Below are 26,795 nucleotides of genomic sequence, written 5' to 3' on the forward strand. Positions count from 1 at the left end.
CCATAAGGTCTGCGACGGCCGTCCCTATCAAGCCGTTTGCCCGATTCCGGATCGCTAGCGTGCTGCCGCATCCCACAGGGCCGGAAACCCTCCCCGCGTCCCCCCTGTGAACCCCCGTGAACAGCGAAGGCAGGCACGCCCATGAGCACCCACCGGCGCAGGATCAGTGGCAGGAACAAGGCGATCGGCGGTCTGGTGGCCGCCGCGGTGGCCGGTGGCGGCGCGGTCCTGCTGACCGGCACCGCGCAGGCCGCGGGCATCGGCGCCGCGTACACGAGGACCAGCGACTGGTCGACGGGCTACAGCGCGCAGTACGTCGTCACGAACGACAGCGGCCGGGCGGAGAAGACCTGGACGCTGGAGTTCGACCTGCCCGCGGGCACCAGGCTCGGCTCGCTGTGGAACGCCGAGTCGAGCGTGAGCGGTCAGCACGTCACCGTGAAGCCCGCGAAGTGGGACACGGACGGCCTCGCGGCGGGCAAGTCCGTCACCGTCGGCTTCGTGGTCAACGGCAGCGGCGACCCGACGGGCTGCCGCGTCGACGGCGCCCGGTGCTCCGCCGACGACGGTGCCACCCCCGAGCCGAGCGGCCGTCCCACCGACTCGGCGACGCCCACCCCCACCGTGCCCCCCACCCCGGGCCAGGGCGCGACGCCCACCCCCACCGGGAGCACCGGGACCGGTACCACGGCCTCCGCCGGCTTCGCCCCCTACGTGGACACCTCCCTGTACCCGGCCTTCGACCTCCTGGCCGCCGCCGACGCGACCGGCGTCAAGACCTACAACCTCGCCTTCCTCACCGACGGCGGCGGCTGCACCCCCAAGTGGGGCGGCGTCACCGACCTGACCGGCGACGCCGTGGCCGCGCAGATCGGCGCCCTGCGCGCCAAGGGCGGCGACGTCCGCGTCTCCTTCGGCGGCGCCTCCGGCTCCGAGCTGGCCACCACCTGCTCCTCCGCGGACGCGCTGGCGGCGGCGTACGGCAAGGCCGTCGACGCCTTCAAGCTGACCAAGGTCGACTTCGACGTCGAGGGCGGCGCCCTGCCCGACACGGCCGCCAACACCCGCCGCGCCCAGGCCATCGCCAAGCTCCAGGCGCAGCACCCGGACCTGGACGTCTCCTTCACCCTGCCGGTGATGCCCGAGGGCCTCACCCAGGACGGCGTCAACCTGCTGGCCAACGCCAAGTCCAACGGCGTGCGGATCGGCGCCGTCAACATCATGGCGATGGACTACGGCGCCTCGTACAGCGGTGACATGGGCACCTACGCCGAGCAGGCCGCGACCGCCACCCAGGCGCAGGTCAGGAGCGTGCTGGGGCTGTCCGACTCCGCCGCCTGGAAGGCCGTCGCGGTCACCCCGATGATCGGCGTCAACGACGTCTCCACGGAGGTCTTCAAGGTCGACGACGCCACCCAGCTGGTGAACTTCGCCAAGTCCAAGGGCCTCGGCTGGCTCTCCATGTGGTCCGCGACCCGCGACAAGCAGTGCGACGGCGGCACCAAGCCCACCGCCGACGCCACCTGCAGCTCGGTCACCCAGGACGAGTACGCCTTCGCCAAGGCCTTCGGCGCCTTCAGCTGACCCGCACGGCGCGCCGGGCGCGGCACTCCTGACCGGGGGTGCCGCGCCCGGCGCCGTCCCGCCGTCCGCTACACGGACCCCACCGGCGGCAGCGTCCCCGTGCGGGCCGCCTCCCCGTACCAGCGGGCGCTGGACTTCGGGGTGCGGGCGAGCGTCGCGTAGTCCACGTGCACCGCTCCGAAGCGCTTGCCGTAGCCGTAGGCCCACTCGAAGTTGTCCAGCAGGGACCACAGGTAGTACCCGCGCACGTCCGCCCCGTCCGCGATGGCCCGGCGGACCGCCGACAGGTGGCCGTGCAGGTAGGCGACGCGCTCGGGGTCGCGCACGCGGCCGTCGTCGTCCACCTTGTCCGGGTAGGCCGCGCCGTTCTCCGTGACGTACAGGGGCAGGCCCGGTGCCTCCCGGCTGTAGCGCGTGATCAGCTCGTGCAGGCCGTCCGGGTCGATCGTCCAGCCCATGTCCGTGCGGTCGCCCGGCGTCTGGTGGAACGCCACGTCGTCCGCCCCCGGCCACGGCGAGTGCGCGCTGCTGCCGTGGCCGTCCGCGCGCGGGCCCGTCGGCGCCGTCAGCGCCGACGACACCAGGGCCGGCGTGTAGTAGTTGAGGCCCAGCGCGTCCAGCGGCTGGTTGATGTGCTTCAGGTCCCCGTCCAGGACGTACGACCAGTCGGTGAGCGGCGAGGTGTCCTCCAGCAGGGTGGCCGGGTAGGCGCCGTGCAGCATCGGGCCGTGGAAGACGCCGTTGGCCAGGTCGTCGATCCGCCGGGCCGCCGCCAGGTCGGCCGGGTGCCGCGACAGCGGGCGGACCACCTGGGAGTTGAGGCTGACGGCCACGGAGGTCCCGGCCGGCAGCACCGAGCGCAGCGCCTGCGCGCCCAGGCCGTGCGCCAGGTTGAGGTGGTGCGCCGCGCGCAGGGAGGCCACCGGGTCGGTGCGGCCGGGGGCGTGGACGCCGGAGCCGTAGCCCAGGAAGGCGCTGCACCAGGGCTCGTTGAGGGTGGTCCAGTGCTCCACCCGGTCGCCGAGGGCCTCGCCGACCAGCCGCGCGTACTCGGCGAACCGCAGCGCGGTGTCCCGCTCGGGCCAGCCGCCCGCGTCCTCCAGCTCCTGCGGCAGGTCCCAGTGGTAGAGGGTGAGGGCCGGCTTGATGCCGTGCGCGAGCAGCTCGTCCACCAGGCGGCGGTAGAAGTCCAGGCCCACCTGCACGGCGGGGCCCCGGCCGGTGGGCTGCACGCGCGGCCAGGAGACCGAGAAGCGGTAGGCGGTCAGGCCCAGCTCGGCCATCAGGGCGACGTCGTCGCGGTAGCGGTGGTAGTGGTCGACGGCGATGTCACCGGTGTCGCCGTCGGCCGTCCGGCCCGGCGTGTGACTGAAGGTGTCCCAGATCGAGGGGGTGCGGCCGCCCTCCCGCACCGCGCCCTCGATCTGGTAGGCGGAGGTCGCCGCGCCCCAGAGGAACGCGGGAGGGAAGGACACGGTCATCGGTTCGGACATGGCATCGCTCCCACGAGTCGAGTGGGCCCCATTATGCATGGGAGCGCTCCCACACCCAAGGGGGCCCGCAGGACACGGAGGTCGCGCCGACCGCTGGGTGTTTTGCCCGCATCGGGACGCATCGGGACGTATCGGAGTGCATCGGGGTGGCACCGTGCCGGAGCGGGGAGCGGGGAGCGGGGAGCGGGGAGCGGGGAGCGGTGCCGTGCACCGCGGGGCGGGGGAGGGCGTCACGGCGGAGCCGTGGCAACCGGTGACGACACGGCGGGGGCCGGTGCCGGGACCCCCGGGCCCGGCGGAGTGCGAACGGGGTCCCTAGGCCGACTCGCGCACCACCAGTTCCGTCGGCAGCACCACCTCCCGGTGGCCGGTGCCGCGGTGGGCGATCTCGTCCAGCAGCAGGCTCGCCATGGTGCGGCCCATCTCCTCCAGCGGCTGGCGGACGCTGGTCAGCGGGGGATCGACGTGCCGGGCCACGATCGAGTCGTCGAAGCCGATCAGGGCGACGTCGCGCGGCACCCGCCGGCCCGCCGCGCGCAGCTCCAGCATCGCGCCGGAGGCCATCACGTCGGAGGCGGCGAAGACGGCGTCGAGCCCCGGGTTGCGGCGCAGCAGTTCCCGCATGGCCGCGCGCCCGCCCTCCTCCGTGAAGTCGCCGCGCGCCACCAGTTCCTCGCCGGCGGCGGCCCCCGCCTCCCGCAGCGCCTCCCGGTAGCCGTCGAGGCGGCCCTGCGCCGCGTCCATGTCCAGCGGGCCCGTGATGGTGCCGATGGCCCGGCGGCCCCCCGCCAGCAGGTGCTCGACCGCGACCCGGGCGCCGCCCCGGTTGTCCGCGCGGACGTGCCCCAGCCGCTCCCGGTCGCTGCGCCGCCCGGCCAGCACGGTGGGCACGGCCAGCTCGTCCAGCCGGTCGGGCAGCGTGTCGTCGCCGTGGACCGCCATCATCAGCACCCCGTCCACCCGCTGCGCGGCGAGGTAGGTGGCGAGCCGCCCGTACTCCTTCTCGTCGCGTGCCAGGACCAGCAGCAACTGCATCCCCGCGCCGGCGAGTCCCGCGGACGCGCCCAGGATGATCCCCGAGAAGTACGGCTCGGAGAAGAGCCGGGTCTCGGCGTCCGGCACGACGAGGGCGACCGAGTCCGTGCGGCGGGTGGCCAGGGAGCGGGCCGCGCGGTTGGGGACGTAGCCGAGTTCGGCGATCGCCCGCTCGACGGCCGCCCGGGAGCGGTCGCTGACCTTCGGGGAACCGTTGATCACCCGGGAGACCGTGCCCCGGCCGACGCCGGCGCGGGCGGCGACGGCGTTCAGGGTCGGGCGCCGGACGTCCGCGGTCCTGTGCGGCTGCGGCTGTTCGGCTGGGCTCATCGTTCACCTTCCGGCGGTCCGTGCGGGGGGCGCTTCATTCTGGCCCAGAAAATCCGGCAACCGCTGTGCCGAGGGGTGCGGTTGTTGCACCGTCTTGGTTGACCTGGCCGTGACCTGCGTAAATCCTGTACGAGACGAGCGGATGGCCGGCCGGTGACGGCTCGCCGCGCGACACGTTCGCGTGACGTGCGGAACACACTTGCGCAACAACGCCGTTTTCAAGTCTTGACACCCGGCCCGGCAGCAACGAGTCTTCCGGCATGCCGCGTGGGAGCGGTCCCACGGGGTGACCGGGGCTCTCTCCCGTGTGGCCGAAACACCCGACGGCCCTCCCCTCCACCTTGCATGGCACACCGTTGACCAGCACCTCTTCACCGCACGTCGCGTGCTGTGGGCTGGCCGCTGCTCGAACCGAGAGGGCAGGTCCGGACCGTCGCATCCGGCGGTCTGATTCCTGAGGTCCCGTTCCCACTGGAACAAGGAGTAGTGGAATGCGCATCACCCGTACCGGCGGCGGTCACGGCCGCAGGGCAGCGGCCGTGACCACAACGGTCCTGACGGCCTCGGCCCTGCTGCTGACCGGCTGCAGCAGCGACGACGGCGACTCGAACTCGGATGCCCATGGGAACATCACCCTCACGGTGGCCGACTACGGGCAGTTCGGCTACAAGGAAGCCGGCCTGTTCGCCAAGTACCACAAGCTGCACCCGAAGATCACGGTCAAGGAAGAGACCACCGCCAACGAGCAGGACTACTACCCCAAGCTCCTTCAGCAGCTGAACACGGGCAGCGGCCTCGGGGACGTCACCGGCATCGAGGTCGGGCGCATCAAGGAGGTCGTGGACACCCAGGCGGGCAAGTTCGCCGACCTCAGCAAGACGATCGACGTGAACGACTGGGTGTCCTGGAAGGAGAAGCAGGCCACCGCCAAGGACGGCACGGTCATCGGCGCCGGCACCGACATCGGCCCGATGTCCCTGTGCTACCGCAAGGACCTCTTCGAGAAGGCAGGCCTGCCCACCGACCGCGAGGCCGTCGCCAAGGCCGTCGCCGGCGGCTGGGAGGACTACCTCAAGCTCGGCGAGCAGTACAAGAAGAAGGCGCCCTCCGGCACCTACTTCATGGACTCCGCCTCCGCCATGTACAACGCGGTCGTCAGCTCCTCCGCCGACCAGTACTACGACGCCTCCGGCAAGCCCGTCTACAAGAACAGCCAGTCCGTGAAGCAGGGCTGGGACCTGGCCGCCGAGGCCGCCTCCAAGAAGCTGTCCCAGGGCCTGCCCCAGTTCACCGACGCCTGGACGGCGGCGCTGCGCAAGGGCTCCGTGGCCACCGTGGCCTGCCCCGCCTGGATGGCCGGCCAGATCTCCACGAACTCCGGTGACGCCTACAAGGGCAAGTGGGACATCTCCCGCGCGCCCGGCTCGACCGCGGCCAACTGGGGCGGCTCCTTCCTCGCCGTGCCCAAGGGCGGCAAGCACGTCAAGGAGGCCACCGACCTGGTCAAGTGGCTGACCGCCCCGGAGCAGCAGGCCGAGGTGTTCAAGGCGATCGGCGTCTTCCCGTCCAACAAGGGCGCCTACGAGCTGGCCAGCGTCAAGAACGCCAAGCTCCCGTACTTCAGCGACGCCCCGATCGGCCAGATCTACGCCGAGGAGGCCAAGTCCATCCCCGAGGCGGTGCTCGGCGCGAAGGACGCGGTGATCAAGGACACGATCTCCAACCAGATCAACAACATGGAGCAGCGGGGCACCAAGCCCGCCGACGCGTGGAAGGCCGCGACCGAGTCCATCGACAAGGCGATCGGCTAGACACCCCGGGTGCGGGCGGCCCCGGCGGCCGCCCGCACCGCGCCCGCGCGCGGCGGCCGTCCGCGCCCGGCGTCCGGCGGGCACGCGCCGTCCGGCACGGGTCCGTGCGGGAGGCGGAGGCGCCGCGCCGTACGGCGGCGCACGACCCGGCGGGACCCGGCGGCCGGGTTCCGCCCCACACGCACGTCGGGCCGCGCGGGCCGCTCGACACCGCACCGATCCGCGCAGGGAGCGGCGGGACCGACCCGGCCCGAACTCGCCTCCCGCCCCCAACCCGGCCGAGACCTCCAGGGAAGGACTCCCTCCGTGGCAACGACAACCCCCGCACGGGGTGCCCACACCCCGCCGCTCGGCGGCACCGGTACCGCGCCGAATCCGTGGCGCGCCCGGCTGTGGCGCCTGGACGACAAGGCGTCGCCGTACGCCTACGTCGCCCCCTTCTTCCTCATCTTCGGCGCCTTCGGGCTCTACCCGCTCCTCTACACCGGGTGGATCGCCCTGCACCGGGTGGAGATGACGAGCCTGGACCAGTCCCAGTGGGTCGGCTGGGACAACTTCGCCAGGATCCTCCAGGACTCCGAGTTCTGGACGGCCGTCGTCAACACCTTCGTCATCGGCGTCGTCTCCACCGTCCCGCAGCTCCTCGTCGCCCTGGGCCTGGCCCACCTGCTCAACTACAAGCTGCGCGCCAGCACCTTCTGGCGGACGGTGATCCTCACCCCGTACGCCACCTCGGTGGCCACCGCGGCCCTCGTCTTCGCCCTCGTCTTCCGCGCCGACGGCGGCATCCTCAACTGGGTGCTGCACTTCTTCGGCGTCGGCAACACCGACTGGGGCAACGGCGAGTGGACCTCCAAGATCGCCATCTCGATCATCGTGATCTGGCGCTGGACCGGCTACAACGCCCTCATCTACCTGGCCGCCATGCAGGCGGTGCCCACCGACCTGTACGAGGCGGCCTCGATCGACGGGGCGACGCGCTGGCAGCAGTTCCGCAAGGTGACCATCCCCTCGCTGCGGCCGACGATCCTGTTCACCATCGTCATCTCGACCATCGGCTCCATGCAGCTGTTCGGCGAGCCGCTGCTGCTGCAGGGCGGCACGCTCGGCTCCACGGGCGGCAGCGAGCACCAGTACGAGACGCTCAGCATCTACCTCTTCAACTACGGCTGGAAGCTGGGGCACCTGGGTCCGGCGGCGGCCGTGGCCTGGGCCATGCTCGTCCTGCTGCTGCTCATCGCCCTGATCAACTGGATCGTCGGCCGGTTCGTGCGCAAGAACGCGGCCTGACGGGAGCGACATCGATGACCACGACCAGTCCCACCAAGACCGTGCCGGGCCTCGTTCCGGCGCCGCTCGCCGGCGCTCCGGGCAAGGGCCGCGGCCGTTTCCGCATCGGCGCCGGCCAGCAGCTCAGGGGCGGCCCGTTCACCTACGCCGCCCTGATCGTCGTCGGCCTGGGCTCGATCTTCCCGCTCTACTGGACGCTGGTGGCCGCCTCGCACGACCAGCAGCGGGTCCTGGACAGCCCGCCGCCGCTGCTGCCGGGCGGCAGGCTGTGGAGCAACCTCCAGGCGGCCTGGGACCAGGCCCACCTGGGGAAGGCCATCGTCAACAGCGTGATCGTGGCCGGCTGCATCACCGCCGCCACCCTCTTCTTCTGCACGCTGGCCGGCTACGCCTTCGCGAAGATGCGCTTCCGCGGCCGGGGGGTGCTGATGACCGCGGTCATCGCCACCCTGACCATCCCGCCGCAGCTCAGCGTCGTCCCGCTGTTCATGATGATGTCGGACATCGGGTGGGGCGGGAAGCTGGAGTCGGTGATCTTCCCGACCCTGGTCGGCGCCTTCGGCGTCTTCTTCATGCGCCAGTACCTGCTGGAGGCCCTGCCGTACGAGCTGATCGAGGCGGCCAAGGTGGACGGGGCGAGCAACATCCGCATCGTGTGGAACGTCGTCCTGCCCGTGGCCCGGCCCGCGATGATGGTGCTCGGCATGCTCACCTTCGTGCAGGCGTGGAACGACTTCTTCTGGCCCTTCCTCGCGCTGAACCAGGAGAACCCCACCATCCAGGTGGCCCTCGGCCAGCTCAGCGCCTCCTACACCCCCGACCAGAGCATCGTCATGGCCGGAGCGCTGATCAGCACCCTGCCGCTGCTGCTCGTCTTCGTCGTCTTCGGCAAGCAGATCGTCGGCGGCATCATGGCGGGCGCGGTCAAGGGCTGACCCGCCAGGGCCCCGTGCGGCCCGCCCGGGGCGCCCCCGCCTTCCGGGGCCGCCCCGGGCGGGCCGCACCCCGGGCCGGGCGCCGCCGTTCCCGGCCCGCCCGGCCCGGTCCCGCGCCGGCCCCGTGCGCACACCGCGCCGCCCACCGTCCGCCGCCGGACCCACCGTCCGCCGTCGCCCTTTTCTCACGCCACTTTGGGAGCGTTCTCACATGACCGCCGTACGACCCGAGACCACTGCCCAGCAGGCATCGGGCACCTCCTTCCCGACCGGCTTCGTCTGGGGTGCCGCCACCGCCGCCTACCAGGTGGAGGGCGCCGCCGCGGAGGACGGCCGCACCCCCTCGATCTGGGACACCTTCAGCCACACCCCCGGCAAGGTCCGCAACGGCGACACCGGTGACATCGCCGCCGACCACTACCACCGGTACCGCGACGACGTGGCCCTGATGAAGGACCTGGGCCTGAAGGCGTACCGGTTCTCCGTCTCCTGGTCCCGCGTGCAGCCCACCGGCCGCGGCCCCGCCGTCGAGCGCGGCCTGGACTTCTACCGCCGCCTCACCGACGAGCTCCTGGAGGCCGGCATCACGCCGGTCGCCACCCTCTACCACTGGGACCTGCCCCAGGAACTGGAGGACGCGGGCGGCTGGCCGCACCGCGACACCGCGCACCGCTTCGCCGAGTACGCCGGCATCATGGCCCGCGCCCTCGGTGACCGGATCGGCGTGTGGACCACCCTCAACGAGCCCTGGTGCTCGGCCTTCCTCGGCTACGGCTCCGGCGTGCACGCCCCCGGGCGCACCGACGCCGCCGCCACCCTGCGCGCCGCGCACCACCTGAACCTGGCCCACGGCCAGGCCATCGGGGCGCTGCGCGCGGTCCTGCCGTCGTCCGCGCAGACCTCCATCACCCTCAACCTGCACCAGGTGCGCCCGCTCACCGACGGCCCCGGCGACGCCGAGGCCGCGCGCCGCATCGACGCGGTCGGCAACCGGATCTTCACCGGCCCGATCCTGGACGGCGCCTACCCGGAGGACCTGCTCGCCGACACCGCCCACCTCGTGGACTGGGCGGAGCTGGTGCAGGACGGCGACCTCGCGGAGATCTCCCGCCCCATCGACCTGCTCGGCGTCAACTACTACTCGCCGACCGTCGTCTCCCTGCCCGCCGACGGCACCGGCAGCACCAGGAACGACGGCCACGGCGCCAGCGACCACTCCCCGTGGACCGGCTCCGAACACATCGCCTTCCACCTCGCCAACGACGACCTGACCGCGATGAACTGGGCGATCGACGCCGACGGACTGCACACGCTGCTGACCGGCCTGGCGGCCTCGCACCCGCGGCTGCCGCTGATGGTCACCGAGAACGGCGCCGCCTTCGACGACTACGTCTCCCCCGAGGGCCGGGTCAACGACCCCCAGCGGATCGCCTACCTCCACTCCCACCTGGACGCCGTCCGCCGGGCCATCGCCGACGGGGCGGACGTGCGGGGCTACTTCCTGTGGTCCCTGCTGGACAACTTCGAGTGGTCCTACGGCTACTCCAAGCGCTTCGGCGCCGTCTACGTGGACTACCCCACCCAGCGCCGCATCCCCAAGGCGAGCGCCCACTGGTACGCCGGGGTGATCCGGGACAACGCCCTGCCGGCCTGAGACCGGTGCGGTGGCGGGGCGCGGCCGTGACACCGGCCGCGCCCCGCCGCGCTCTTCCCCGGCACCGGCCGGGCAAGGGGTCCGTCCCGGGGAGGCAGGACGGGGCGGATGGGGCAAGGGCCACGGCTGTTACATTCCTGACCTGAGGGCGGTGAACGGAAGGCGGCGACTATGGCGGTCAACGGTGGGCGGGGCCGGGGCGGCCGGCGGCCGACCCTGGAGGAGGTCGCCGCCCGGGCCGGTGTGGGCCGCGGCACCGTCTCCCGGGTGATCAACGGTTCGCCCCGGGTCAGCGACGCCACCCGCGCGGCCGTGGAGGCGGCGGTCGCGGAACTGGGCTACGTCCCCAACACCGCGGCCCGTGCGCTGGCCGCCAACCGCACGGATGCGATCGCGCTGGTCGTCCCCGAGCCGGAGACCCGCTTCTTCGCCGAGCCGTACTTCTCCGACATGCTGCGCGGGGTCGGCGCGGGACTGTCCGAGACCGAGATGCAACTGGTGCTGATCTTCGCGGGCGGCGCCCGCGAACGCCGCCGCCTGGCCCAGTACCTGGCCGCGCACCGCGTGGACGGGGTGCTGCTGGTGTCCGTGCACGCGGACGACCCGCTGCCCGACCTGGTGGCCCAGCTGGAGATCCCGGCCGTGATCAGCGGTCCCCGGTCGGCCGGGGAGACCCTCACCTCGGTGGACTCCGACAACTACGGCGGCGGCCGCTCGGCCGTGGAGCACCTGCTGCAGCGGGGCCGGCGCCGGATCGCCCACATCACCGGCCGTCTCGACGTCTACGGCGCCCAGATGCGCCTGGCCGGCTACCGCGACGCGCTGCGCGACGCCGGTCAGCAGGTGGACGAACTCCTCATCGCGCAGGGCGACTTCACCGAGGAGGGCGGCCGACGGGCGATGACGGCCCTGCTGGAGCGCCACCCGGGCCTGGACGCGGTCTTCGCCGGCTCGGACGTGATGGCGGCCGGCGCCCGGCAGGTGCTGCGCGAGGCCGGCCGCCGCACTCCCGAGGACGTGGCCCTGGTCGGCTACGACGACTCGGCCATAGCCCGCCACATGGACCCGCCGCTGACCAGCGTCCGCCAGCCCATCGAGGGGATGGGCCGCGCGATGATCGACCTGTTGCTCGCGGAGATCGCCGACAGCCGCCCGACGGCCTCGCCCAGCCCGGAGCGGCGGCACGCCGTGCTCCCCACGGAACTGGTGACGCGGGCGTCGTCGTGACGGGGGCCACGGGGCGCGCGGCCTTCCGCCCGCGCTCCGGCGGCGAGGTCCCGCGCCGGCGGGCCGCACCCGCCGTGACAACGGATCAGCCGGTGCCCCCGTCTCGCGACGGGGGCACCGGCTGATCATCCTGGGTGAGTGACGGGACTCGAACCCGCGGCATCCTGGACCACAACCAGGTGCTCTACCAGCTGAGCTACACCCACCATGACCGGTGGCCCGAGGAGTGCCCTCCCCGACCGGCCGAGAAGAAGTCTACAGGGTCCGGCGGGGTGCTCGTGCACAGGTTTTCGTGCGGGTGTCCCGGCCGCCCCGGACGGGCCCCGGGTGCCTACCGGGCCGGCAGGACGTGCTTGGCGGCGATCGACCTGGCGGTCTCGGAGTCGGGGCCGGGCTGCGGGACGAAGACGGCCTCGCGGTAGTAGCGCAGCTCCGCGATCGACTCGCGGATGTCGGCGAGGGCGCGGTGGTTGCCGTTCTTCTCCGGGCTGTTGAAGTACGCCCGCGGGTACCAGCGCCGGGCCAGTTCCTTGATGGAGGACACGTCGACGATCCGGTAGTGGAGGTAGCCCTCCAGGGCCGGCATGTCCCGCAGCAGGAAACCGCGGTCGGTGCCGACGGAGTTGCCGCACAGCGGGGCCTTGCCGGGCTCCTTGACGTGCTCCCGGACGTAGGAGAGGACCTGCTCCTCGGCGTCGGCCAGCGTGGTGCCGCCGGCCAGCTCCTCCAGCAGTCCGGACGCGGTGTGCATCCGGCGCACCACCTCCGGCATCGTCTCCAGCGCCCGGTCCGGCGGACGGATGACGATGTCCACCCCGTCGCCGAGCACGTTCAGTTCGGAGTCGGTGACGAGGGCGGCCACCTCGATGAGCGCGTCGTCGGACAGCGAGAGGCCGGTCATCTCGCAGTCGATCCACACCATGCGATCGTTCATGTGTCTCACCTTACGGCGCGCCGTCCCGCGCCGGGCCGGACGTGCAACGTTGTCGGCGTACGGTCACCGGGGCGGGGACGGAGGGGGCGGAGTCGTCCTCCGTCCCCTCCGTCGCCCTCTTCCGTTCCCGTGCGTCACGAACCGCTGCGCGGTCCCGGCAGCAGGCTCACCGCGCCCGCGGGCTGGCGGCGGCTCTGCATCGGCACGCCGCCGTCCCGCTCCGGGTGCAGCACGGTGGGCGGGGCGCCCACCGGTCCGTGCCCGGGCAGGCCGGAGAGTGCGCCGGCCTGCCCCGCCTGGATCGCCGGGACGTCCTGGTCGGCGTGCTTGTCGCCCTGCGGCCGGCGGGCCCGGTAGGCGGCCCGGTAGGCGGCGGGGGAGGAACCGAGCTGGCGGCGGAAGTGCCCGCGCAGCGCGACCGGCGAGCGGAAGCCGCACCGGCCCGCCACCTCGTCCACGGAGTAGTCCGACGTCTCCAGCAGCCGCTGTGCCTGCAGCACCCGCTGGGTGATCAGCCACTGCAGCGGCGCGCTGCCGGTGAGCGAGCGGAACCGGCGGTCGAAGGTGCGGCGGCTCATGTAGGCGCGCGCCGCCAGCGTCTCCACGTCGAACTGCTCGTGGAGGTGCTCCAGTGCCCAGGCGACGACCTCCGCGAGCGGGTCGGCGCCGATCTCCTCCGGTAAAGACCGGTCGAGGTAGCGCTCCTGGCCCCCGCTGCGGCGCGGCGGGACCACCAGGCGGCGGGCCAGCGCGCCGGCCGCCTCGTTGCCGTGGTCCGACCGCACGATGTGCAGGCACAGGTCGATGCCCGCGGCCGTGCCGGCCGAGGTCAGGACGTCGCCGTCGTCGACGAACAGCTCGCGCGGGTCGACGTGCACCGACGGGTAGCGCTTGGCCAGTGTCGGCGCGTACATCCAGTGGGTGGTTGCCGGGCGTCCGTCGAGCAGGCCGGCCGCCGCGAGCACGAAGGCCCCGGTGCACAGCCCGACGATGCGGGCACCCTCCTCGTGCGCTCTGCGCAGCGCGTCGAGGGCGTCCTCCGGTGGTGGTGAGGTGATCGAGCGCCAGGCGGGCACGACGACCGTGCCGGCGCGGGCGATCGCCTCCAGCCCATGCGGTGCGGTGAGTTCCAGGCCCCCCGTGGTCCGCAACGGGCCCTCTTCGCCGGCCGCCACCAAAAGGCGGTAGCGCGGCACTCCGGCGTCCTGGCGGTCGATCCCGAACACCGAAAGTGGTATGGAACTCTCGAAGATGGGGCCGCCGCTGAACAGCAGCACCGCGACGATCTCCTTGCGGCGTCGCCCGGAAAGCTTCCGGGCCGCGGCGTCCGGCGCGGCAGTGGAGTCGTGGCTCATCCTGCTAAGCCCCCCTCGGTGGTCGCGGCTCCTCGGTTGTGTCGCTCCTGCACGTTTCCCCTCGGTCCTGCACGAGTCCCCCGCCGTAAGACAGTCAAGATCGAATCTACTGGCTCCCGCGGTCTCACGGTGACCAGTTCGACACGCGGCACATTGTCGACATGACAACTTGGCGTGAAGCATTCGATCACGAAGGGTTGCACTCGTGGGCCGCGTAGGGAAGTGCGCCTCGTGGCAGTGGCCAAACCGCGTAGGGTGCGCAGGGCGGCCTCGACCCTTTCCGTGCAGGTGGAACGGGGGTTGCAGGGCGGTCGGCACCCCTGTGGAGGGGTACCCGGAAGTTGGCCGAAAACAGGCGTTCCAGAGCGCGGAAACCGGTCAGTTGACCGGTCTCTGCGCTGCGGTGTGACGTCCGCCTCTTTGCGCGGCGCAACGCTCGGGGCGGCGCAGCGGGACCCGGCGGACGGCCGGGCCCAGGCCGGTGCCGGCGGCACCGGCCGGCGGGGTGCCGCACCGGGGGAGCGCCACGGGGACGAGGGTGCGGCCCAAGGCCGCCCGGCGCATGACACCGCCGGCGGTGTCCGGGACGGGCTGCGGGCCGGTGGTGGGCCGTGGACCGGGCGTCCGGTGCTCCCCGGGGCGGTGGATCACCCCCTGTCAACGCGCGTGCGACCACCCGGTCACCGGGGCCGGTTCCGCGGGGCCGTGCAAACCGCCTGTACGGGACAGCAACCATTGCGCTGCGGGCGCCGCTCGTGCATGCTCCGGGGAGCCCCACGGACGTCGTGGGATCGTTCACGCAGCGTGCGCGAGAACTGGGCGGTGGAGGCGTACCGCCGTACCCTTGGGGGTATGGGCTTGGGAAGGCGTTTCCCGGACACAGCTCCGCAGCACGGTCCCATCCCACCACAAAGGATCACCACGCCGAGACAGCCATGGCCGGTCACGAATTCTTCGAACCCGCGGACCGCAAGCGGCCGGTCGCCGATCCGACGGCGGCCGATCCCCTGGCGGTGGGGGAGTCGCGCCGTTCCTGCGACCCCGCCTTCCAGCACGGGGTGGTCGTCGGCTTCGACGGCTCCACCTCCAGCGAGCGCGCCCTCGCCTACGCGGTCGGCATGGCCCACCGCTCCCGCGCGGGCCTGATCATCGTGCACGTGGCCAACCGCCTGCCCACCACCGTGTGGGCCGGCTGCGAGCCGCCGGTCTTCGTGGACGTCCCGGACCACCGCACCGAGGTGCTCGGCCTCGAACTGGCCTGCGCGGAGCACCTGGCCGAGGTGCCCTGGATCCTGGTCGAGCGCGGTGGCGACATCTGCCACGAACTCGAAGAGGTGGGGCAAGAGTACGAGGCCGACGCGATCGTGGTGGGCTCCACGCACGGCCTGGCCGGACGGATCTTCGGGTCCGTGGCCGGACGGCTGGCCAAGCGGGCCCGGCGACCGGTGATCGTCATTCCCTGACCGTGCGGGCACGGCCTCCCGGTGTGCCGAGCGGCACGCCAGGGGGCCGTCGCGCCGTCCGGCGCGCCGCGCTCGCGCGCGCCGGACGGCGCGCCCCGCGAGGGTTACTCCACCGTCACCGACTTGGCCAGGTTCCGCGGCTTGTCGATGTCCCGTCCCAGGGCCTTCGCCGTGTGGTACGCGAGGAGCTGGAGCGGGATGCCCATGAGGATCGGGTCGAGCTCGTCCTCGTTCTTCGGCACGACGACGGTGTGGTCGGCCTTCTCCTGCTCCCGGTGGGCGATCGCGAGGATCCTGCCGCTGCGGGCCTTGATCTCCTCCAGGGCGGCGCGGTTCTTCTCCAGCAGGTCGTCGTCGGGCACGATCGCGACCGTCGGCAGGGCGGGCTCGATGAGGGCCAGCGGGCCGTGCTTCAGCTCGGAGGCGGGGTAGGCCTCGGCGTGGATGTAGGAGACCTCCTTGAGCTTCAGGGAGGCCTCACGGGCCACCGGGTAGCCCCGCACGCGGCCGATGAAGAGCATCGAGCGGGCGTCCGCGCAGCCTTCCGCCAGCTTCCTGATCTCCTCCTCCTGCGCCAGGATCCCGGCGATCTGGGTCGGCAGCCCGCGCAGGCCCTCGATGATCCGCTTGCCGTCGCGCACCGAGAGGTCGCGGGTGCGCCCGAGGTGCAGCGCCAGCAGGGCGAAGGCGACGCAGGTGTTGGTGAAGCACTTCGTGGACACCACGCACACCTCGGGGCCGGCGTGCACGTAGATGCCGCCGTCGGCCTCGCGCGCGATCGCCGAGCCGACCACGTTGACCACGCCCAGCACCCGGGCGCCCTTGCGCTTCAGCTCCTGCACGGCCGCGAGCACGTCGTACGTCTCGCCCGACTGGGAGACCGCGACGTACAGCGTGTCGGGGTCCACGACCGCGTTGCGGTAGCGGAACTCGGAGGCCGGCTCGGCGTCGGCGGGGATGCGGGCCAGTTCCTCTATCATCTGGGCGCCGATCATGCCCGCGTGGTACGAGGTGCCGCAGCCGAGGATCTTCACCCGGCGGATCCGGCGCGCCTCGCGGGCGTCCAGGTTGAGGCCGCCGAGGTGCACCGTGGAGAACCGGTCGTCGATGCGGCCGCGCAGCACCCGGTCCACGGCCTCCACCTGCTCGTGGATCTCCTTGTGCATGTAGGTGTCGTGGCCGCCCATGTCGTACGACGCCGCCTCCCACTCCACGGTGGTCGGCTCGGCGCTCGTGCGGGTGCCCTCGGTGGTGTAGGTGCGGAAGTCGTCGGCCTTGAGGGTGGCCATCTCGCCGTCGTCCAGCGTCACCACCTGCCGGGTGTGGGCGACCAGCGCGGCGATGTCCGAGGCGACGAACATCTCCTTCTCGCCGATGCCGAGGACCACCGGGGAGCCGTTGCGGGCCACCACGATCCGGTCGGCGAAGTCGGCGTGCATGACCGCGATGCCGTACGTGCCCTCGACGAGGCGGAGGGTCTCGCGGACCTTGTCCTCCAGCTTCTCGGCCGCGGAGCGGGCGATCAGGTGGGTGAGCACCTCGGTGTCGGTCTCGGAGAGGAACTCCACGCCGTCCGCCTCCAGCTTGCGGCGCAGGTCGGCGGCGTTGTCGATGATGCCGTTGTGCACGACGGCGACCTTGTGGTCGGCCGACAGGTGCGGGTGGGCGTTCACGTCGGAGGGGGCGCCGTGGGTGGCCCAGCGGGTGTGGGCGATGCCGGTGGTGCCCTTGAAGCGCGCCGGGACCCTGGCCTCCAGGTCGCGCACCCGGCCCTTGGCCTTGACCATCCTCAGGCCGGCCGTCTTCGGGGAGGCGACGACGAGGCCGGCCGAGTCGTAGCCGCGGTACTCCAGCCGCTGCAGGCCTTCGAGCAGCAGCGGGGCCACGTCACGCTTGCCGATGTATCCGACGATTCCGCACATGTGGGGGTGTTCCTCAGGTCGTGGTTCCGGCCACTTGTCAGCCGTAGACCATGCGGCGCAGCTGCCGGAGCGTCAGCTCCGGCGGTGCGACCGCCCGGTATTTCAGGTCCGCCTCGATCCGTTCGAAGATCTCCGCGTTCGTCAGGCCCTGGGCCTGCAGTTCGCGGTGGCGGCGACGGACGTAGTCCTGCGTCGTCTCGTCGAAGTAGGCGAGGACGTCCTGGACCACCCGCAGCGCCTCGCCCCGGTTCAGGGGCGTGGACCGCGTCAGGTGATCGACAAGTTCCTCGTGCACCCGGTAGATCCTGGGGTAAGAGCGAGAGTTTCGCAAGATTCCTGCCCGATTCCGGGCAGGATGCCGGGGAACGTTTTGTGGGGCGCTGTTTGCAAGCTGTCCATCCGGCGTCTTGCGCCGTGTTGCCCCGACAGGCGAGTTTCAGACGCCATGGACATTCCTCGTATGGGCGTACCCGAGAAGCTGGCCGAGCGCATGAGCATGGCCGAGCAGCACGAGTACCTGCGCGCCAGGTTCTCGCGGCGCACCATGATCAGGGGCGGAGCCGTCACGCTGGGTGCCGTCGCGGGCGGTGCGTTCGTGCCGGGTGCCACCGCCCGGGCCGCCGCGCCCACCCGGCACACCGCCGCCGCCACCGAGGCGGTCGACGGCGCGCTCGTCGCCCCCTTCGGCCGCCACCTGGCCTACGGCAACGACCCGCGCACCGAGATCACCGTCTCCTGGCAGGTCCCGGTCGCGGTGAAGAAGCCGTTCATCCGGATCGGCGCCCACCCCTGGGACCTCTCCCGCCGGATCGACGCCGAGGTCCGCACGCTGCATACCCCGGCCGGCGTCGGCGCGAGCGGCGACCACACCCAGTACTATCTGCACGCCAGGCTCACCCACCTGCGCCCCGGCAGGACCTACTACTACGGCGTCGGCCACCAGGGCTTCGACCCGGCCGCGCCCCACCTCGCGGGTACCCTGGGCACCTTCACCACCGCCCCCGCCCACAAGACGCCGTTCACCTTCACCGCCTTCGGCGACGAGGGCGTCGGCTACCACGGACTGGCCAACAACAGCCTGCTCCTCGGCCAGGACCCCGCCTTCCACCTGCACGCCGGTGACATCGCCTACGCCGACCCGTCCGGCGCCGGCAGGACCACCGACACCGGCTTCGACTCGCGCACCTGGGACCAGTTCCTGGCCCAGACCGAGTCCGTCGCCAAGCAGGTCCCGTGGATGCCGGCCTACGGCAACCACGACATGGAGGCCTGGTACTCGCCCAACGGCTACGGCGGCGAGGACGCCCGCTGGACGCTCCCCGACAACGGGCCGGACCGGAAGAACCTCCCGGGCGTCTACTCCTTCGTCTACGGCAACACGGCGGTCATCTCGCTCGACGCCAACGACGTCTCCTTCGAGATCCCGGCGAACCTGGGCATCTCCGGCGGAACCCAGACCACCTGGCTGGAGGGCCAGCTGAAGAGGTTCCGCGCCTCCAGGGACGTCGACTTCGTCGTCGTCTTCTTCCACCACTGCGCCTACTGCACCTCCACCGCGCACGCCTCGGAGGGCGGGGTGCGCCAGGAGTGGGTGCCGCTGTTCGAGAAGTACACGGTGGACCTGGTCATCAACGGCCACAACCACCAGTACGAGCGCACCGACGTCATCAAGGCCGGCGCGGTCGCCAAGAAGCTCCCGATCGGCGGCACCGCCTACCCCGAGACGGAGGGCGTGGTGTACGTCACGGCCGGCGCGGCGGGCCGCAGCCTGTACGCGTTCAGCGCCCCGGACACCTACGAGGGCCACGAGCACGAACTGGACTCGGTCGCCTCCTTCGTCAACACCAAGGACGGCAAGCAGAACGAGACGGTCACCTGGTCGCGGGTGCGCTACCTCGACTACTCCTTCCTGCGCGTGGACGTCGCGCCCGCCGCGAAGGGCCGGCAGGCCACGCTGACGGTGTCGGGCATCGCCGAGACCGGCGAGCGCATCGACCACTTCACGGTCTCCCGCCGGGCGAAGTAACCCCCGCCGCGCCCGCGCCCCGGTGCACGGGCGCGGCACCGGCACCGGCGGGCGGCCCCCGGTGCGGGGGCCGCCCGCCCGCCCGTGTCCGGGCGCTCCCACCGCCGTCCTCCCGGGCGATTCCCGCGCATCGGTCCGGCCGGCCGCGACCGCGCACCGCATCACCCCCGCCGCCCGCGTCCGCGTGGCGGCGGACGCCCCCGGCAGGGTCCGCCGGATCGGCGACCACCTCGCGGGGTGTCCACCACCGCGGGCCGCCGCAGGTGCCCTGGCCCGCGTGCTGACCGGACGGCGACGGGCACCCCGCGGGACCGTCCGCGGGGTGCCCGTCCGTCCGGGGTGCTAGAAGTCCGCCAGCGGATTCCTCAGCGTCCCCACGAGCTGGAGCGCGCCCGCGGGATCGGCGAGGTCCACCATCTGCCGGTTGTCGCGCAGCTGGAGCCGGTTCAGGCAGGACAGCGCGAACTCGGGGGCGAACAGGTCGTACTGCCTGAACCGGTCGGCCAGTTGGGGGTTTGCCTCCTGGTAGGCGCGGGTCACCTCGGCGACCGTGCGCCAGAAGCCGTCCTCCTGCAGGATCCCCTCGGCGGCGAGGTGCGCCGCGAGGAACCGGAAGAAGCAGTCGAAGACGTCCGTGAAGATCGACAGCAGTTTCCGGTCCTCGGGCACCTCGACCCGGATCCGCCGCACCTCCGGCGGCAGCACCGCGTTCGGATCCAGGACGGCGATCTCCTCGGCGATGTCCTTGTAGACCGCCCGCCGCACCGCCCCGTCCTTCAGGACCAGGACGACGTTCTCGCCGTGCGGCATGAATACGAGGTCGTAGGCGTAGAAGCTGTGCAGCAGCGGGACGTAGTACGCCCGCAGGTACCGCCGCAGCCACGCGGCGGGGGTGAGCCCGGAGCGCTCGATCAGGGCGCCCGCGAAGGAGGCGCCCTCGTGGTCCACGTGCAGCAGCGAAGCCATCGTCGCCAGCGACTCGCCCTCGCCGAGCGACGGCACCGGGCTCTCCCGCCACAGCGCGGCCAGCATCTTCCGGTAGGGCGAGTACCGGTCGGTGGCCCGCTCGTACTCCAGGTGCCGGTAGCCGACGGCCGCCCGCTCCCGGATGACCGACAGCCCGGTCGACTTCAGCACCGGGTCGTTCTCGACGATCCGGGCCAGCCAGTCGTTGATCGCCGGGGTCGCCTCCATGTAGGCGGCCGACAGCCCGCGCATGAAGCCCATGTTGAGCACGGACAGGGCCGTCTTCACGTAGTGCTTGTGCGGGTCGGAGGTGTTGAAGAAGGTCCGGATGGACTGCTGGGCCAGGTACAGGTCCTCGCCCTCGCCCAGGCACACCAGGTGCCGGCGGGCCACCTCGGCGGCGAAGGTGACGGCGAGCTTGTTCCACCACTGCCAGGGGTGGACCGGGATCAGCAGGTAGTCGGCGGGGTCGAGCCCCTGCGCGGTGAGCGCGGCGCGGAACCGCTCCACGGTGGCCGCGCCCAGCTCCCGGCGGAAGAAGTCCTCGTGCTCGATGCCGGCCCCGGCCGTGAACGTGGCCCGTGAGCGGTGCGCGGCCAGCCACACCAGCCGGACCGGGCTCGCGGTCTCCGGGGCGTACGCCAGGTACTCGTGGACGCCGAAGCCGAGCCGCCCGTTGTTGGCCACGAAGCAGGGGTGGCCCTCGGTCATCCCGGTCTCGATCTCCTGGAAGGAGGCGTGCGCCAGTTCGGCGGCGGTGACGGGGGGCTTGGTGAGCTTGTAGCAGGTCCCGGACAGGGTGGAGGAGATCTCCTCCAGGTAGACGGGCAGGATCTCGTCGCTCAGGCCCAGCGTCCGCCGCATCTCTATGCAGAAGTCCAGCGCGTCCAGCGGGAGTTCGGTGCCGTCGCGGTGCCGGGTGAGCGAGTCGGCGTCGACCTGCCAGTGGTCGAGGCCGCGCAGGGCGGCCGTGAAGCGGTAGGCGGTCAGCCCGTCGTCGCTGCGGACGACGTACCGGTCGCCGTCCCGCTCGGGGGTGAACAGCCGTTCGTGGGCGAACTCGGCGAGCGCCTTGCGCACCAGCAGCCGGTTGGCCCGCTCCCAGCGCTCGGGGGACAGGTGGGCCACGGCGTCGGCGGGGCTCACGCGGCCACCCCCGTCGCCGCGGTGAACCGCTCCCGTGTGCAGAAACTCAGCAACGCCCGCTTCTCCGGCTTCTGTATCTCCCGTTCGGGCACGAACCCGACGGCTTCGTTCAGCGCGTGCACGGCCGTGTTGCGCACGTCCGGCTCCACCACGACCCGCCGGGTCGCCGGGTCCTGGAACAGGTGCGCCATCACGGCGGTGATGACGGCCCGGGTGAACCCGTGCACGGGACTGTCGGTGGGCGCGACGAGGAAGTGCATGCCCACGTCGCCGGGTTCCGGCTCGTACAGGCCGGCCAGCTCGCGCCGGGCGGGGTCGTACGTCTCCATCAGGAAGACGGGTTCGCCGTCGCACAGCCCGAGGAGGGCGTGGTGGTGCTCGTCGGCCGCGATCTGCGCGTAGGCCCGCTCGACGTCCCCGGGCTCGGCGTCCTGCATCATCCAGAACGCGGCCTTGGGATGCGTGACCCAGCCGTGCACCAGCTCGGCGTCCTTGACGGGGTCGAGCGGACGGATCGTGAAGGCCGGTTCGGTGGGGGTCATACGGCGAACTCCTGGAAGGCGATGGTCTTCTCGACCGGGTAGTACTCGGTGCCGAGCAGCTCGCGGATGATGTACGCGTTCCGGTAGGCGCCCATGCCCAGGTCGGGGCTGGTGATGCTGTGCGTGTGCACCCCCGCGTTCTGCAGGAAGACGCCGCGGCCGGTGACGTCCACGGAGTAGTTGCGGGCGATGTCGAAGTTCCCGTGGGAGTCGTAGCGCAGCCGGTCGCGGACGGGCCGCAGGAACTCCGGTTCGGCGTACCGGTAGCCGGTGGCCAGGACCAGGCCCTCGCTGGTCAGCTCGTAGTCCTTCCCCTGCTCCTCCTGGCGCAGCAGGAGGGTGTACGTGCCGTTCTCGTACCGGGCACCGGTCAGCGCGGAGTTGGTGAGCAGCCGGGTGGGGACGGGGCCGCCCAGGTTCTTCCGGTACAGCAGGTCGAAGATCTCGTTGATCAGGTCGCCGTCGATGCCCTTGAACAGGCCCTTGTGCCGGTCGGTGAGGCGGTAGCGGGTGGCCTCGGGCAGCGCGTGGTAGTAGTCGATGTACTCCGGGCTCGTCATCTCCAGCGTGAGCTTGGTGTATTCGAGCGGGAAGAAGCGGGGCGAACGGGTCACCCAGTTCAGCTGGTAGCCGTGGACGTCGATCTCGCTGAGCAGGTCGTGGTAGATCTCGGCCGCCGACTGGCCGCTGCCGACCAGGGTGATGGACCTCTTGCGCTGCAGCCGCGCCTTGTGCGGCAGGTAGCGCGAGTTGTGGATGAAGTCGCCGCCCAGGTCCCGGCAGGCGTCCGGGACGTGCGGCGGGGTGCCGGTGCCGAGGACCAGGTGCCGGGCGCGGTAGACGTCACCGGCCGCGGTGCGGACGGCGTACAGCTCGTCCTCGTACGTCACCTCGGTCACCGTGGTGCCGAAGCGGACGCTGGAGAGCTTGCCGGCCGCCCAGCGGCAGTAGTCGTCGTACTCGACCCGCAGCGGGTAGAAGTTCTCGCGGATGTAGAACGAGTACAGCCTGCCCCTCTCCTTCAGGTAGTTGAGGAAGGAGTACGGCGAGGTGGGGTCGGCCAGCGTGACCAGGTCCGACAGGAACGGGGTCTGGAGGTGGGCGCCCTCCAGGAACATCCCGGCGTGCCACTCGAAGTCGGGCTTGGAGTCGAGGAAGACGCCCTCCAGCCCGGCGATCGGTTCGGTGAGGCAGGCGAGGCCGAGGTTGAAGGGGCCGAGCCCGATCCCCACGAAGTCGTAGGTCGTGGTCGGTGCTTCAGGACGCGCGGTCAAGGGACTCTCCCAGGTACTGCTCGGCGTGGCCGGCGATCAGGTCGAGGACGGCGGCGATGTCGTCCACCGTCGTCTCGGGGTTCAGCAGGGTGAACTTCAGGTAGTGGCGGCCGTCCACCTTGGTGCCCGCGACCACCGCGTCACCGGAGGCGGACAGGGCCTTGCGGGCGTACAGGTTGGCGCGGTCGATCTCGGCGGGATCGGTGACGGCCGCCGGGACGCAGCGGAAGACGAGGGTGGACAGCGACGGCTCCACCACCACGTCGTAGCGGGGGTCGGCGGCCAGCATCCGCCAGCCCTCCCGGGCCAGGTCGCAGACCTCGTCGAAGAGCGCCCCGATGCCGTCGGCGCCCATCACGCGCAGCGTCATCCACAGCTTCAGGGCGTCGAAGCGGCGGGTGGTCTGCAGGGACTTGTCGACCTGGTTGGGGATGCGCTCCTGCACCGTGCGGCGCGGGTTGAGGTACTCCGCGTGGTAGGTGGCGTGGCGCAGGGCCGCCGCGTCCCGGACCAGTACGGCGGAGGAACTCACGGGCTGGAAGAAGGACTTGTGGTAGTCCACGGTGACCGAGTCGGCCCGCTCGATGCCGTCGATGCGGTCCCGGTACTTCAGGGAGGCGAGCAGCCCGCAGCCGTAGGCCGCGTCCACGTGCATCCACGCCCCGTACTGGGCGCAGAGGCGGGCGATCTCGGGGAGCGGGTCGATCGAGCCGAAGTCGGTGGTGCCGGCGGTGGCGACGACCGCCATGGGGACCAGGCCGTCCCGCGCGCAGCGTTCCAGCCCGCGGGCGAGCGCGACCGTCTGCATGCGCTTGTCGTGGTCGACGGGGACCGGGACCACCGCGTCCGGGCCCAGGCCGAGGAGCTTGGCGGACTTCTCGACGCTGAAGTGGCTGGCTTCGGAGGCGAAGACGCGCAGCCGGGCGAGGTCGCCGGACTTCGCCTCCTCGCGGGCCAGCAGGAGCGCCTGGAGGTTGGACTGGGTGCCGCCGGAGGTGAACACGCCGTCGGCGGCCGGACCGAGGCCGATGCGGGCGGCGGTCCAGTCGACGAGCCTGCGCTCGATCAGGGTGCCGCCGGCGGACTGGTCCCAGGTGTCCAGGGAGGAGTTGACGGCGGAGAGCACGGCCTCGCCGAGCACCGCCGGGATGACCACCGGGCAGTTGAGGTGGGCGAGGTAGCGGGGGTGGTGGAAGTAGACGGCGTCCCGGAGGTAGACGTCCTCCAGTTCGTCCAGGGCCGCGGCGGTGTCGCCCAGCGGCCGGTCCAGGTCGATGGCGTCGACGCGGGGGGCGAGGGCGTCCACGGTGACGCCGGTGAACGGCCGGTCGGTGGTGGCGAGTCTCGCCGCCACCCGCTCCACTCCTTCGGTCACGGAGCGGCGGTAGTGCTCCGCGGTGAGGCCATTGAGCAGGTGCGAGCGCATGTGGGGGTCCTCCGGGGGACTGTCCGTGCGGGAACGGGTGAGGCGCACTTCCGCGAGATCAACTTAGGTTAGCCTAACCTAAGTCAAAAGGGGAGGCCATGCCTCCGCCGCACGGCCGTCACCGGTACGGCGGTCGGCGCGCTACTCGCCGGTGGCGCGCAGCTGTTCCTCCGTCATCCCCTGCCGCCAGTGGCCGACGAAGGTGACCCGCCGCCGGTCGATCCCGCGCTCGCCCACGAAGTGCCGGCGCAGCGCCTTCACCCGCCCGCACTCACCCGCCAGCCAGACGTACGGCCGCTCGCAGGCGGGCAGGCGCGCCCCGCGCACGGCGTCGGCCCCCGGGGGTCCGCCGTGCCGCACCAGCCAGGTGACCTCCGCGTCGGCCCGGGTCGGCACGGTCTGCACGTCCCCGGCGTGCGGCACCTCCAGCCAGGCCCGCACCCGGGTGCCGGCCGGCAGGGACCCCAGGATCGCGGTGGCGGCGGGCACGGCGGTCTCGTCGCCCCACAGGACGACGAGGTCGGTGTCCCCGGGCGGCCGGAAGCGGATGGCGCGGTTGTCCGCGACCGCCGGGCCGAGCAGCAGCACCCGGTCCCCGGCGGTGGCGCGGGCGGCCCAGCGGGAGGCGGGCCCGGCGGGTGCGGCGGCGTCCGGTCCGACCCCGTGCAGCGCGAAGTCGATGTCGATCTCGTCGGGGTTCCGGCGCAGCTCCCGCAGGGTGTACGAGCGCATCACCGCCCGGACCCCGGCCGGCAGTTCGCGCCAGCCCTGCCACCACCCGTCGCCCAGCTCCAGCGGGACCACCGGTTCGGGCTGCCCCGGGTGCGGCAGGAAGAGCGACAGGGACTGGTCGCGTCCGTCGGAGCGGAAGGCGTGCAGGTCCGGTCCGGCGAAGGTGACGCGCACCAGGGACGGCCCGAGCCGCTTCGCCCGCACGACCCGGAGCGAGAAGAAACGGAACGGGGCGGCCACGGCGGTGGTCATGAGGGCTCCTGGGCGGACATCGGGGTCGGGTACGGGGGTACGGGAGAGGAGGAGGGGTGGTGGTCGCGTGGCGCGGGGTCCGCGCGGCCGGTCACGGCCGGGCCCGCGGCCCTCCGGGGTGCGGGCCCCGCGCCCCGCGGACGCTCAGCCGACCTTCTCGGCCTTCTCCAGCGCCTCCGCCAGGCCCGTCAGCAGCGGCACGCACTTGTCGTAGGACAGGATCGGCTCCGGCGAGCGGGGGATGACCTGGCCCGCCTGCACCGCGGGCAGCTTCTTCCAGGTCGGCTGGGTGATGTCGGCGGGCTGGATCGCCGAGGAGCGGTCGTCCATCATGATGATGTCGGCCCGGTACTTGTCGGCGTTCTCCCAGCTCAGCGACTCGTACCAGCCGCCGCCCTGCTTCTTGGCGCTCTTCGGGGGCTCCACGAAGTTCACGCCGAGGGCCTTGAAGTACTCCAGGTCGATGGAGAGGTCGGTGCCGGAGACGTAGAAGAGCTGGTCGCTGGCGGAAGCGGCCATCACCTTGATGCCGGGCTTGGCCCTGGCCGCGGCGCGCAGCCGTGCGGCCGCGTCCTCGAAGCGCTTCTTGGCGTTCGTCACCCTGCCGGCCGTCATGTCGGCGCCGAGCGACTCGGCCAGCTCCCACATGCGCTGCAGCGGCCGGGTCAGCTGGCGGTCGTAGACGGAGATGCCGATGCTGGGGGCCAGCTGGGCGATCTTCTTCTTCGACTCCTCGGGGACGTACCAGAGGGTGCCGGCGTCGTCGAACATGGTGCTGATCAGCAGGTCCGGGGCGAGGGCCGCGTACTTCTCGATGTTGAACTGGCCCCAGGTGTTGCCGAGGACCGTCACCTTGCTGACGTCCATGTCGCCGGCCTGGACGTCGGCCTTGCCCGCGCTGGTCCTCGTCGGGCCGAACACGCCCTTGACCTGGATGCCGTAGTCGTGGAGCGCGGCGCCCACGCCGACGAAGGCGACGATGTTCGCCGGCACCTCGTCCAGCTTCACGGTCGTGCCGCGGTCGTCCTTGAACGACCAGGGCCCGGACGCGGCGCCGGCCGTGTCCTTGCCGGAGCCGGTGTCTGCGCCCTTGTCGTCCCCGCAGGCGGCGAGCGCGGCACCGAGTCCGAGGGCGCCGCCCGCGGCGAGCAGGCCGCGGCGAGTGAGGTGGGTGGCACGGGCATGGGGCATGGAGGTGGCTGCTTTCGAACGGGGCGGAACGCCCGCCGGACAAGTTCGAATGTAGGTTAGCCTAACCTTGCTTGCTGTCCAGGGGTGGTGTCCGCCGGGCCCGCCGTCAGGGGCGCACGGGGAGGGGTCGGGGCCCTCTCGGCCGGAGCCGCGCCCTCCTCGGCCGCCCCGGGTGCGCCGCCGCGCGCCCGGGTGCCCGCCGGAGGG

At 72.1% G+C, this 26,795-nt stretch carries 20 protein-coding genes and 1 tRNA gene; 8 read left to right on the plus strand and 13 right to left on the minus strand.

Features of this window, described 5'->3' with window-relative positions:
* Positions 1 to 141: 141 nt before the first annotated feature.
* The gene (locus QQY24_RS19970) at positions 142 to 1,584 is read left to right on the plus strand and encodes a cellulose binding domain-containing protein (protein WP_301974055.1); all 1,443 of its coding nucleotides are present in this window, start codon (positions 142 to 144) and stop codon (positions 1,582 to 1,584) included.
* A 68-nt stretch (positions 1,585 to 1,652) separates the two neighbouring features.
* On the opposite strand, the gene QQY24_RS19975 is transcribed toward QQY24_RS19970, so the two are convergent.
* Together QQY24_RS19975 and QQY24_RS19980 are read right to left on the minus strand one after the other, a co-directional pair.
* Positions 1,653 to 3,077 carry a GH1 family beta-glucosidase gene (locus QQY24_RS19975; protein ID WP_301974056.1) on the minus strand — a complete coding sequence of 475 codons (1,425 nt, stop codon included), beginning with the start codon at positions 3,075 to 3,077 and terminating at the stop codon, positions 1,653 to 1,655.
* A gap of 315 nt (positions 3,078 to 3,392) precedes the next feature.
* Positions 3,393 to 4,442, minus strand: a complete 1,050-nt coding sequence (locus QQY24_RS19980; protein ID WP_301974057.1) for a LacI family DNA-binding transcriptional regulator — start codon at positions 4,440 to 4,442, stop codon at positions 3,393 to 3,395.
* A gap of 491 nt (positions 4,443 to 4,933) precedes the next feature.
* Between QQY24_RS19980 and QQY24_RS19985 the strand changes: the two genes are divergently transcribed.
* The 5 genes from QQY24_RS19985 to QQY24_RS20005 all read left to right on the plus strand — a co-directional run bounded on the left by QQY24_RS19985 (position 4,934) and on the right by QQY24_RS20005 (position 11,359).
* Positions 4,934 to 6,253 (plus strand): ABC transporter substrate-binding protein, encoded by a 1,320-nt coding sequence (locus tag QQY24_RS19985; protein ID WP_301974058.1) that lies wholly within the window; start codon positions 4,934 to 4,936, stop codon positions 6,251 to 6,253.
* Between the two features lie 306 nt (positions 6,254 to 6,559).
* Positions 6,560 to 7,543 (plus strand): carbohydrate ABC transporter permease, encoded by a 984-nt coding sequence (locus tag QQY24_RS19990; RefSeq protein WP_301974059.1) that lies wholly within the window; start codon positions 6,560 to 6,562, stop codon positions 7,541 to 7,543.
* 14 nt (positions 7,544 to 7,557) lie between these two features.
* Positions 7,558 to 8,478, plus strand: coding sequence for a carbohydrate ABC transporter permease (locus QQY24_RS19995; RefSeq protein ID WP_301974060.1), 921 nt, complete (start codon positions 7,558 to 7,560; stop codon positions 8,476 to 8,478).
* 211 nt (positions 8,479 to 8,689) lie between these two features.
* Positions 8,690 to 10,132, plus strand: a complete 1,443-nt coding sequence (locus QQY24_RS20000) for a GH1 family beta-glucosidase (protein WP_301974061.1) — start codon at positions 8,690 to 8,692, stop codon at positions 10,130 to 10,132.
* 171 nt (positions 10,133 to 10,303) lie between these two features.
* On the plus strand, positions 10,304 to 11,359 hold the full coding sequence (locus QQY24_RS20005; RefSeq protein ID WP_301974062.1) for a LacI family DNA-binding transcriptional regulator: 1,056 nt from the start codon (positions 10,304 to 10,306) through the stop codon (positions 11,357 to 11,359).
* A 133-nt stretch (positions 11,360 to 11,492) separates the two neighbouring features.
* On the opposite strand, the gene QQY24_RS20010 is transcribed toward QQY24_RS20005, so the two are convergent.
* The 3 genes from QQY24_RS20010 to QQY24_RS20020 form a co-directional block, all read right to left on the minus strand.
* Positions 11,493 to 11,565: transfer RNA gene (locus QQY24_RS20010), tRNA-His, on the minus strand.
* Between the two features lie 125 nt (positions 11,566 to 11,690).
* Positions 11,691 to 12,293 carry an oligoribonuclease gene (gene orn, locus QQY24_RS20015; protein ID WP_301974063.1) on the minus strand — a complete coding sequence of 201 codons (603 nt, stop codon included), beginning with the start codon at positions 12,291 to 12,293 and terminating at the stop codon, positions 11,691 to 11,693.
* A 134-nt stretch (positions 12,294 to 12,427) separates the two neighbouring features.
* Positions 12,428 to 13,648 carry a helix-turn-helix domain-containing protein gene (locus tag QQY24_RS20020; RefSeq protein WP_301974064.1) on the minus strand — a complete coding sequence of 407 codons (1,221 nt, stop codon included), beginning with the start codon at positions 13,646 to 13,648 and terminating at the stop codon, positions 12,428 to 12,430.
* 935 nt (positions 13,649 to 14,583) lie between these two features.
* Here QQY24_RS20020 and QQY24_RS20025 point away from each other — a divergent pair.
* Positions 14,584 to 15,111: a universal stress protein gene (locus QQY24_RS20025; RefSeq protein ID WP_301974065.1), complete on the plus strand. Its 528-nt coding sequence runs from the start codon at positions 14,584 to 14,586 to the stop codon at positions 15,109 to 15,111.
* A gap of 104 nt (positions 15,112 to 15,215) precedes the next feature.
* Here the strand turns inward: QQY24_RS20025 and glmS are convergent, their stop codons facing one another.
* Complete coding sequence (glmS, locus tag QQY24_RS20030) at positions 15,216 to 17,033, minus strand: glutamine--fructose-6-phosphate transaminase (isomerizing) (RefSeq protein WP_301974066.1); 1,818 nt, start codon at positions 17,031 to 17,033, stop codon at positions 15,216 to 15,218.
* A gap of 37 nt (positions 17,034 to 17,070) precedes the next feature.
* A complete protein-coding gene (locus QQY24_RS20035) occupies positions 17,071 to 17,328 on the minus strand; it encodes a hypothetical protein (RefSeq protein ID WP_301974067.1) in 258 nt (85 codons plus the stop codon).
* Positions 17,329 to 17,493: 165 nt separating this feature from the next.
* On the opposite strand from QQY24_RS20035, the gene QQY24_RS20040 reads away from it, so the two are divergent.
* A complete protein-coding gene (locus QQY24_RS20040; RefSeq protein WP_301974068.1) occupies positions 17,494 to 19,059 on the plus strand; it encodes a metallophosphoesterase family protein in 1,566 nt (521 codons plus the stop codon).
* A 342-nt stretch (positions 19,060 to 19,401) separates the two neighbouring features.
* On the opposite strand, the gene QQY24_RS20045 is transcribed toward QQY24_RS20040, so the two are convergent.
* The 6 genes from QQY24_RS20045 to QQY24_RS20070 form a co-directional block, all read right to left on the minus strand.
* A complete protein-coding gene (locus QQY24_RS20045) occupies positions 19,402 to 21,171 on the minus strand; it encodes an IucA/IucC family siderophore biosynthesis protein (RefSeq protein ID WP_301974069.1) in 1,770 nt (589 codons plus the stop codon).
* Positions 21,168 to 21,713, minus strand: a complete 546-nt coding sequence (locus QQY24_RS20050) for a GNAT family N-acetyltransferase (RefSeq protein ID WP_301974070.1) — start codon at positions 21,711 to 21,713, stop codon at positions 21,168 to 21,170. The genes QQY24_RS20045 and QQY24_RS20050 overlap by 4 nt, the downstream gene beginning before the upstream one ends.
* A complete protein-coding gene (locus QQY24_RS20055) occupies positions 21,710 to 22,987 on the minus strand; it encodes a lysine N(6)-hydroxylase/L-ornithine N(5)-oxygenase family protein (protein ID WP_301974071.1) in 1,278 nt (425 codons plus the stop codon). The genes QQY24_RS20050 and QQY24_RS20055 overlap by 4 nt, the downstream gene beginning before the upstream one ends.
* Positions 22,971 to 24,413 (minus strand): lysine decarboxylase DesA, encoded by a 1,443-nt coding sequence (gene desA, locus QQY24_RS20060; protein ID WP_301974072.1) that lies wholly within the window; start codon positions 24,411 to 24,413, stop codon positions 22,971 to 22,973. The genes QQY24_RS20055 and desA overlap by 17 nt, the downstream gene beginning before the upstream one ends.
* A gap of 141 nt (positions 24,414 to 24,554) precedes the next feature.
* Complete coding sequence (locus QQY24_RS20065; RefSeq protein WP_301974073.1) at positions 24,555 to 25,397, minus strand: siderophore-interacting protein; 843 nt, start codon at positions 25,395 to 25,397, stop codon at positions 24,555 to 24,557.
* A 144-nt stretch (positions 25,398 to 25,541) separates the two neighbouring features.
* The gene (locus tag QQY24_RS20070) at positions 25,542 to 26,588 is read right to left on the minus strand and encodes an ABC transporter substrate-binding protein (protein ID WP_301974074.1); all 1,047 of its coding nucleotides are present in this window, start codon (positions 26,586 to 26,588) and stop codon (positions 25,542 to 25,544) included.
* Positions 26,589 to 26,795: the final 207 nt, after the last annotated feature.

This window comes from Streptomyces sp. TG1A-8, assembly GCF_030499535.1.
GTDB lineage: Bacteria > Actinomycetota > Actinomycetes > Streptomycetales > Streptomycetaceae > Streptomyces.

What these genes read in the sequence shown, in the direction of transcription:
- QQY24_RS19970 (WP_301974055.1), top strand. Translation starts at nt 142, where the DNA reads ATGAGCACCCACCGGCGCAGGATCAGTGGCAGGAACAAGGCGATCGGC.
- QQY24_RS19975 (WP_301974056.1), bottom strand. Translation starts at nt 3,077, where the DNA reads ATGTCCGAACCGATGACCGTGTCCTTCCCTCCCGCGTTCCTCTGGGGC.
- QQY24_RS19980 (WP_301974057.1), bottom strand. Translation starts at nt 4,442, where the DNA reads ATGAGCCCAGCCGAACAGCCGCAGCCGCACAGGACCGCGGACGTCCGG.
- QQY24_RS19985 (WP_301974058.1), top strand. Translation starts at nt 4,934, where the DNA reads ATGCGCATCACCCGTACCGGCGGCGGTCACGGCCGCAGGGCAGCGGCC.
- QQY24_RS19995 (WP_301974060.1), top strand. Translation starts at nt 7,558, where the DNA reads ATGACCACGACCAGTCCCACCAAGACCGTGCCGGGCCTCGTTCCGGCG.
- QQY24_RS20000 (WP_301974061.1), top strand. Translation starts at nt 8,690, where the DNA reads ATGACCGCCGTACGACCCGAGACCACTGCCCAGCAGGCATCGGGCACC.
- QQY24_RS20005 (WP_301974062.1), top strand. Translation starts at nt 10,304, where the DNA reads ATGGCGGTCAACGGTGGGCGGGGCCGGGGCGGCCGGCGGCCGACCCTG.
- orn (WP_301974063.1), bottom strand. Translation starts at nt 12,293, where the DNA reads ATGAACGATCGCATGGTGTGGATCGACTGCGAGATGACCGGCCTCTCG.
- QQY24_RS20020 (WP_301974064.1), bottom strand. Translation starts at nt 13,648, where the DNA reads ATGAGCCACGACTCCACTGCCGCGCCGGACGCCGCGGCCCGGAAGCTT.
- QQY24_RS20025 (WP_301974065.1), top strand. Translation starts at nt 14,584, where the DNA reads ATGGCCGGTCACGAATTCTTCGAACCCGCGGACCGCAAGCGGCCGGTC.
- glmS (WP_301974066.1), bottom strand. Translation starts at nt 17,033, where the DNA reads ATGTGCGGAATCGTCGGATACATCGGCAAGCGTGACGTGGCCCCGCTG.
- QQY24_RS20040 (WP_301974068.1), top strand. Translation starts at nt 17,494, where the DNA reads ATGGGCGTACCCGAGAAGCTGGCCGAGCGCATGAGCATGGCCGAGCAG.
- QQY24_RS20050 (WP_301974070.1), bottom strand. Translation starts at nt 21,713, where the DNA reads ATGACCCCCACCGAACCGGCCTTCACGATCCGTCCGCTCGACCCCGTC.
- desA (WP_301974072.1), bottom strand. Translation starts at nt 24,413, where the DNA reads ATGCGCTCGCACCTGCTCAATGGCCTCACCGCGGAGCACTACCGCCGC.
- QQY24_RS20065 (WP_301974073.1), bottom strand. Translation starts at nt 25,397, where the DNA reads ATGACCACCGCCGTGGCCGCCCCGTTCCGTTTCTTCTCGCTCCGGGTC.
- QQY24_RS20070 (WP_301974074.1), bottom strand. Translation starts at nt 26,588, where the DNA reads ATGCCCCATGCCCGTGCCACCCACCTCACTCGCCGCGGCCTGCTCGCC.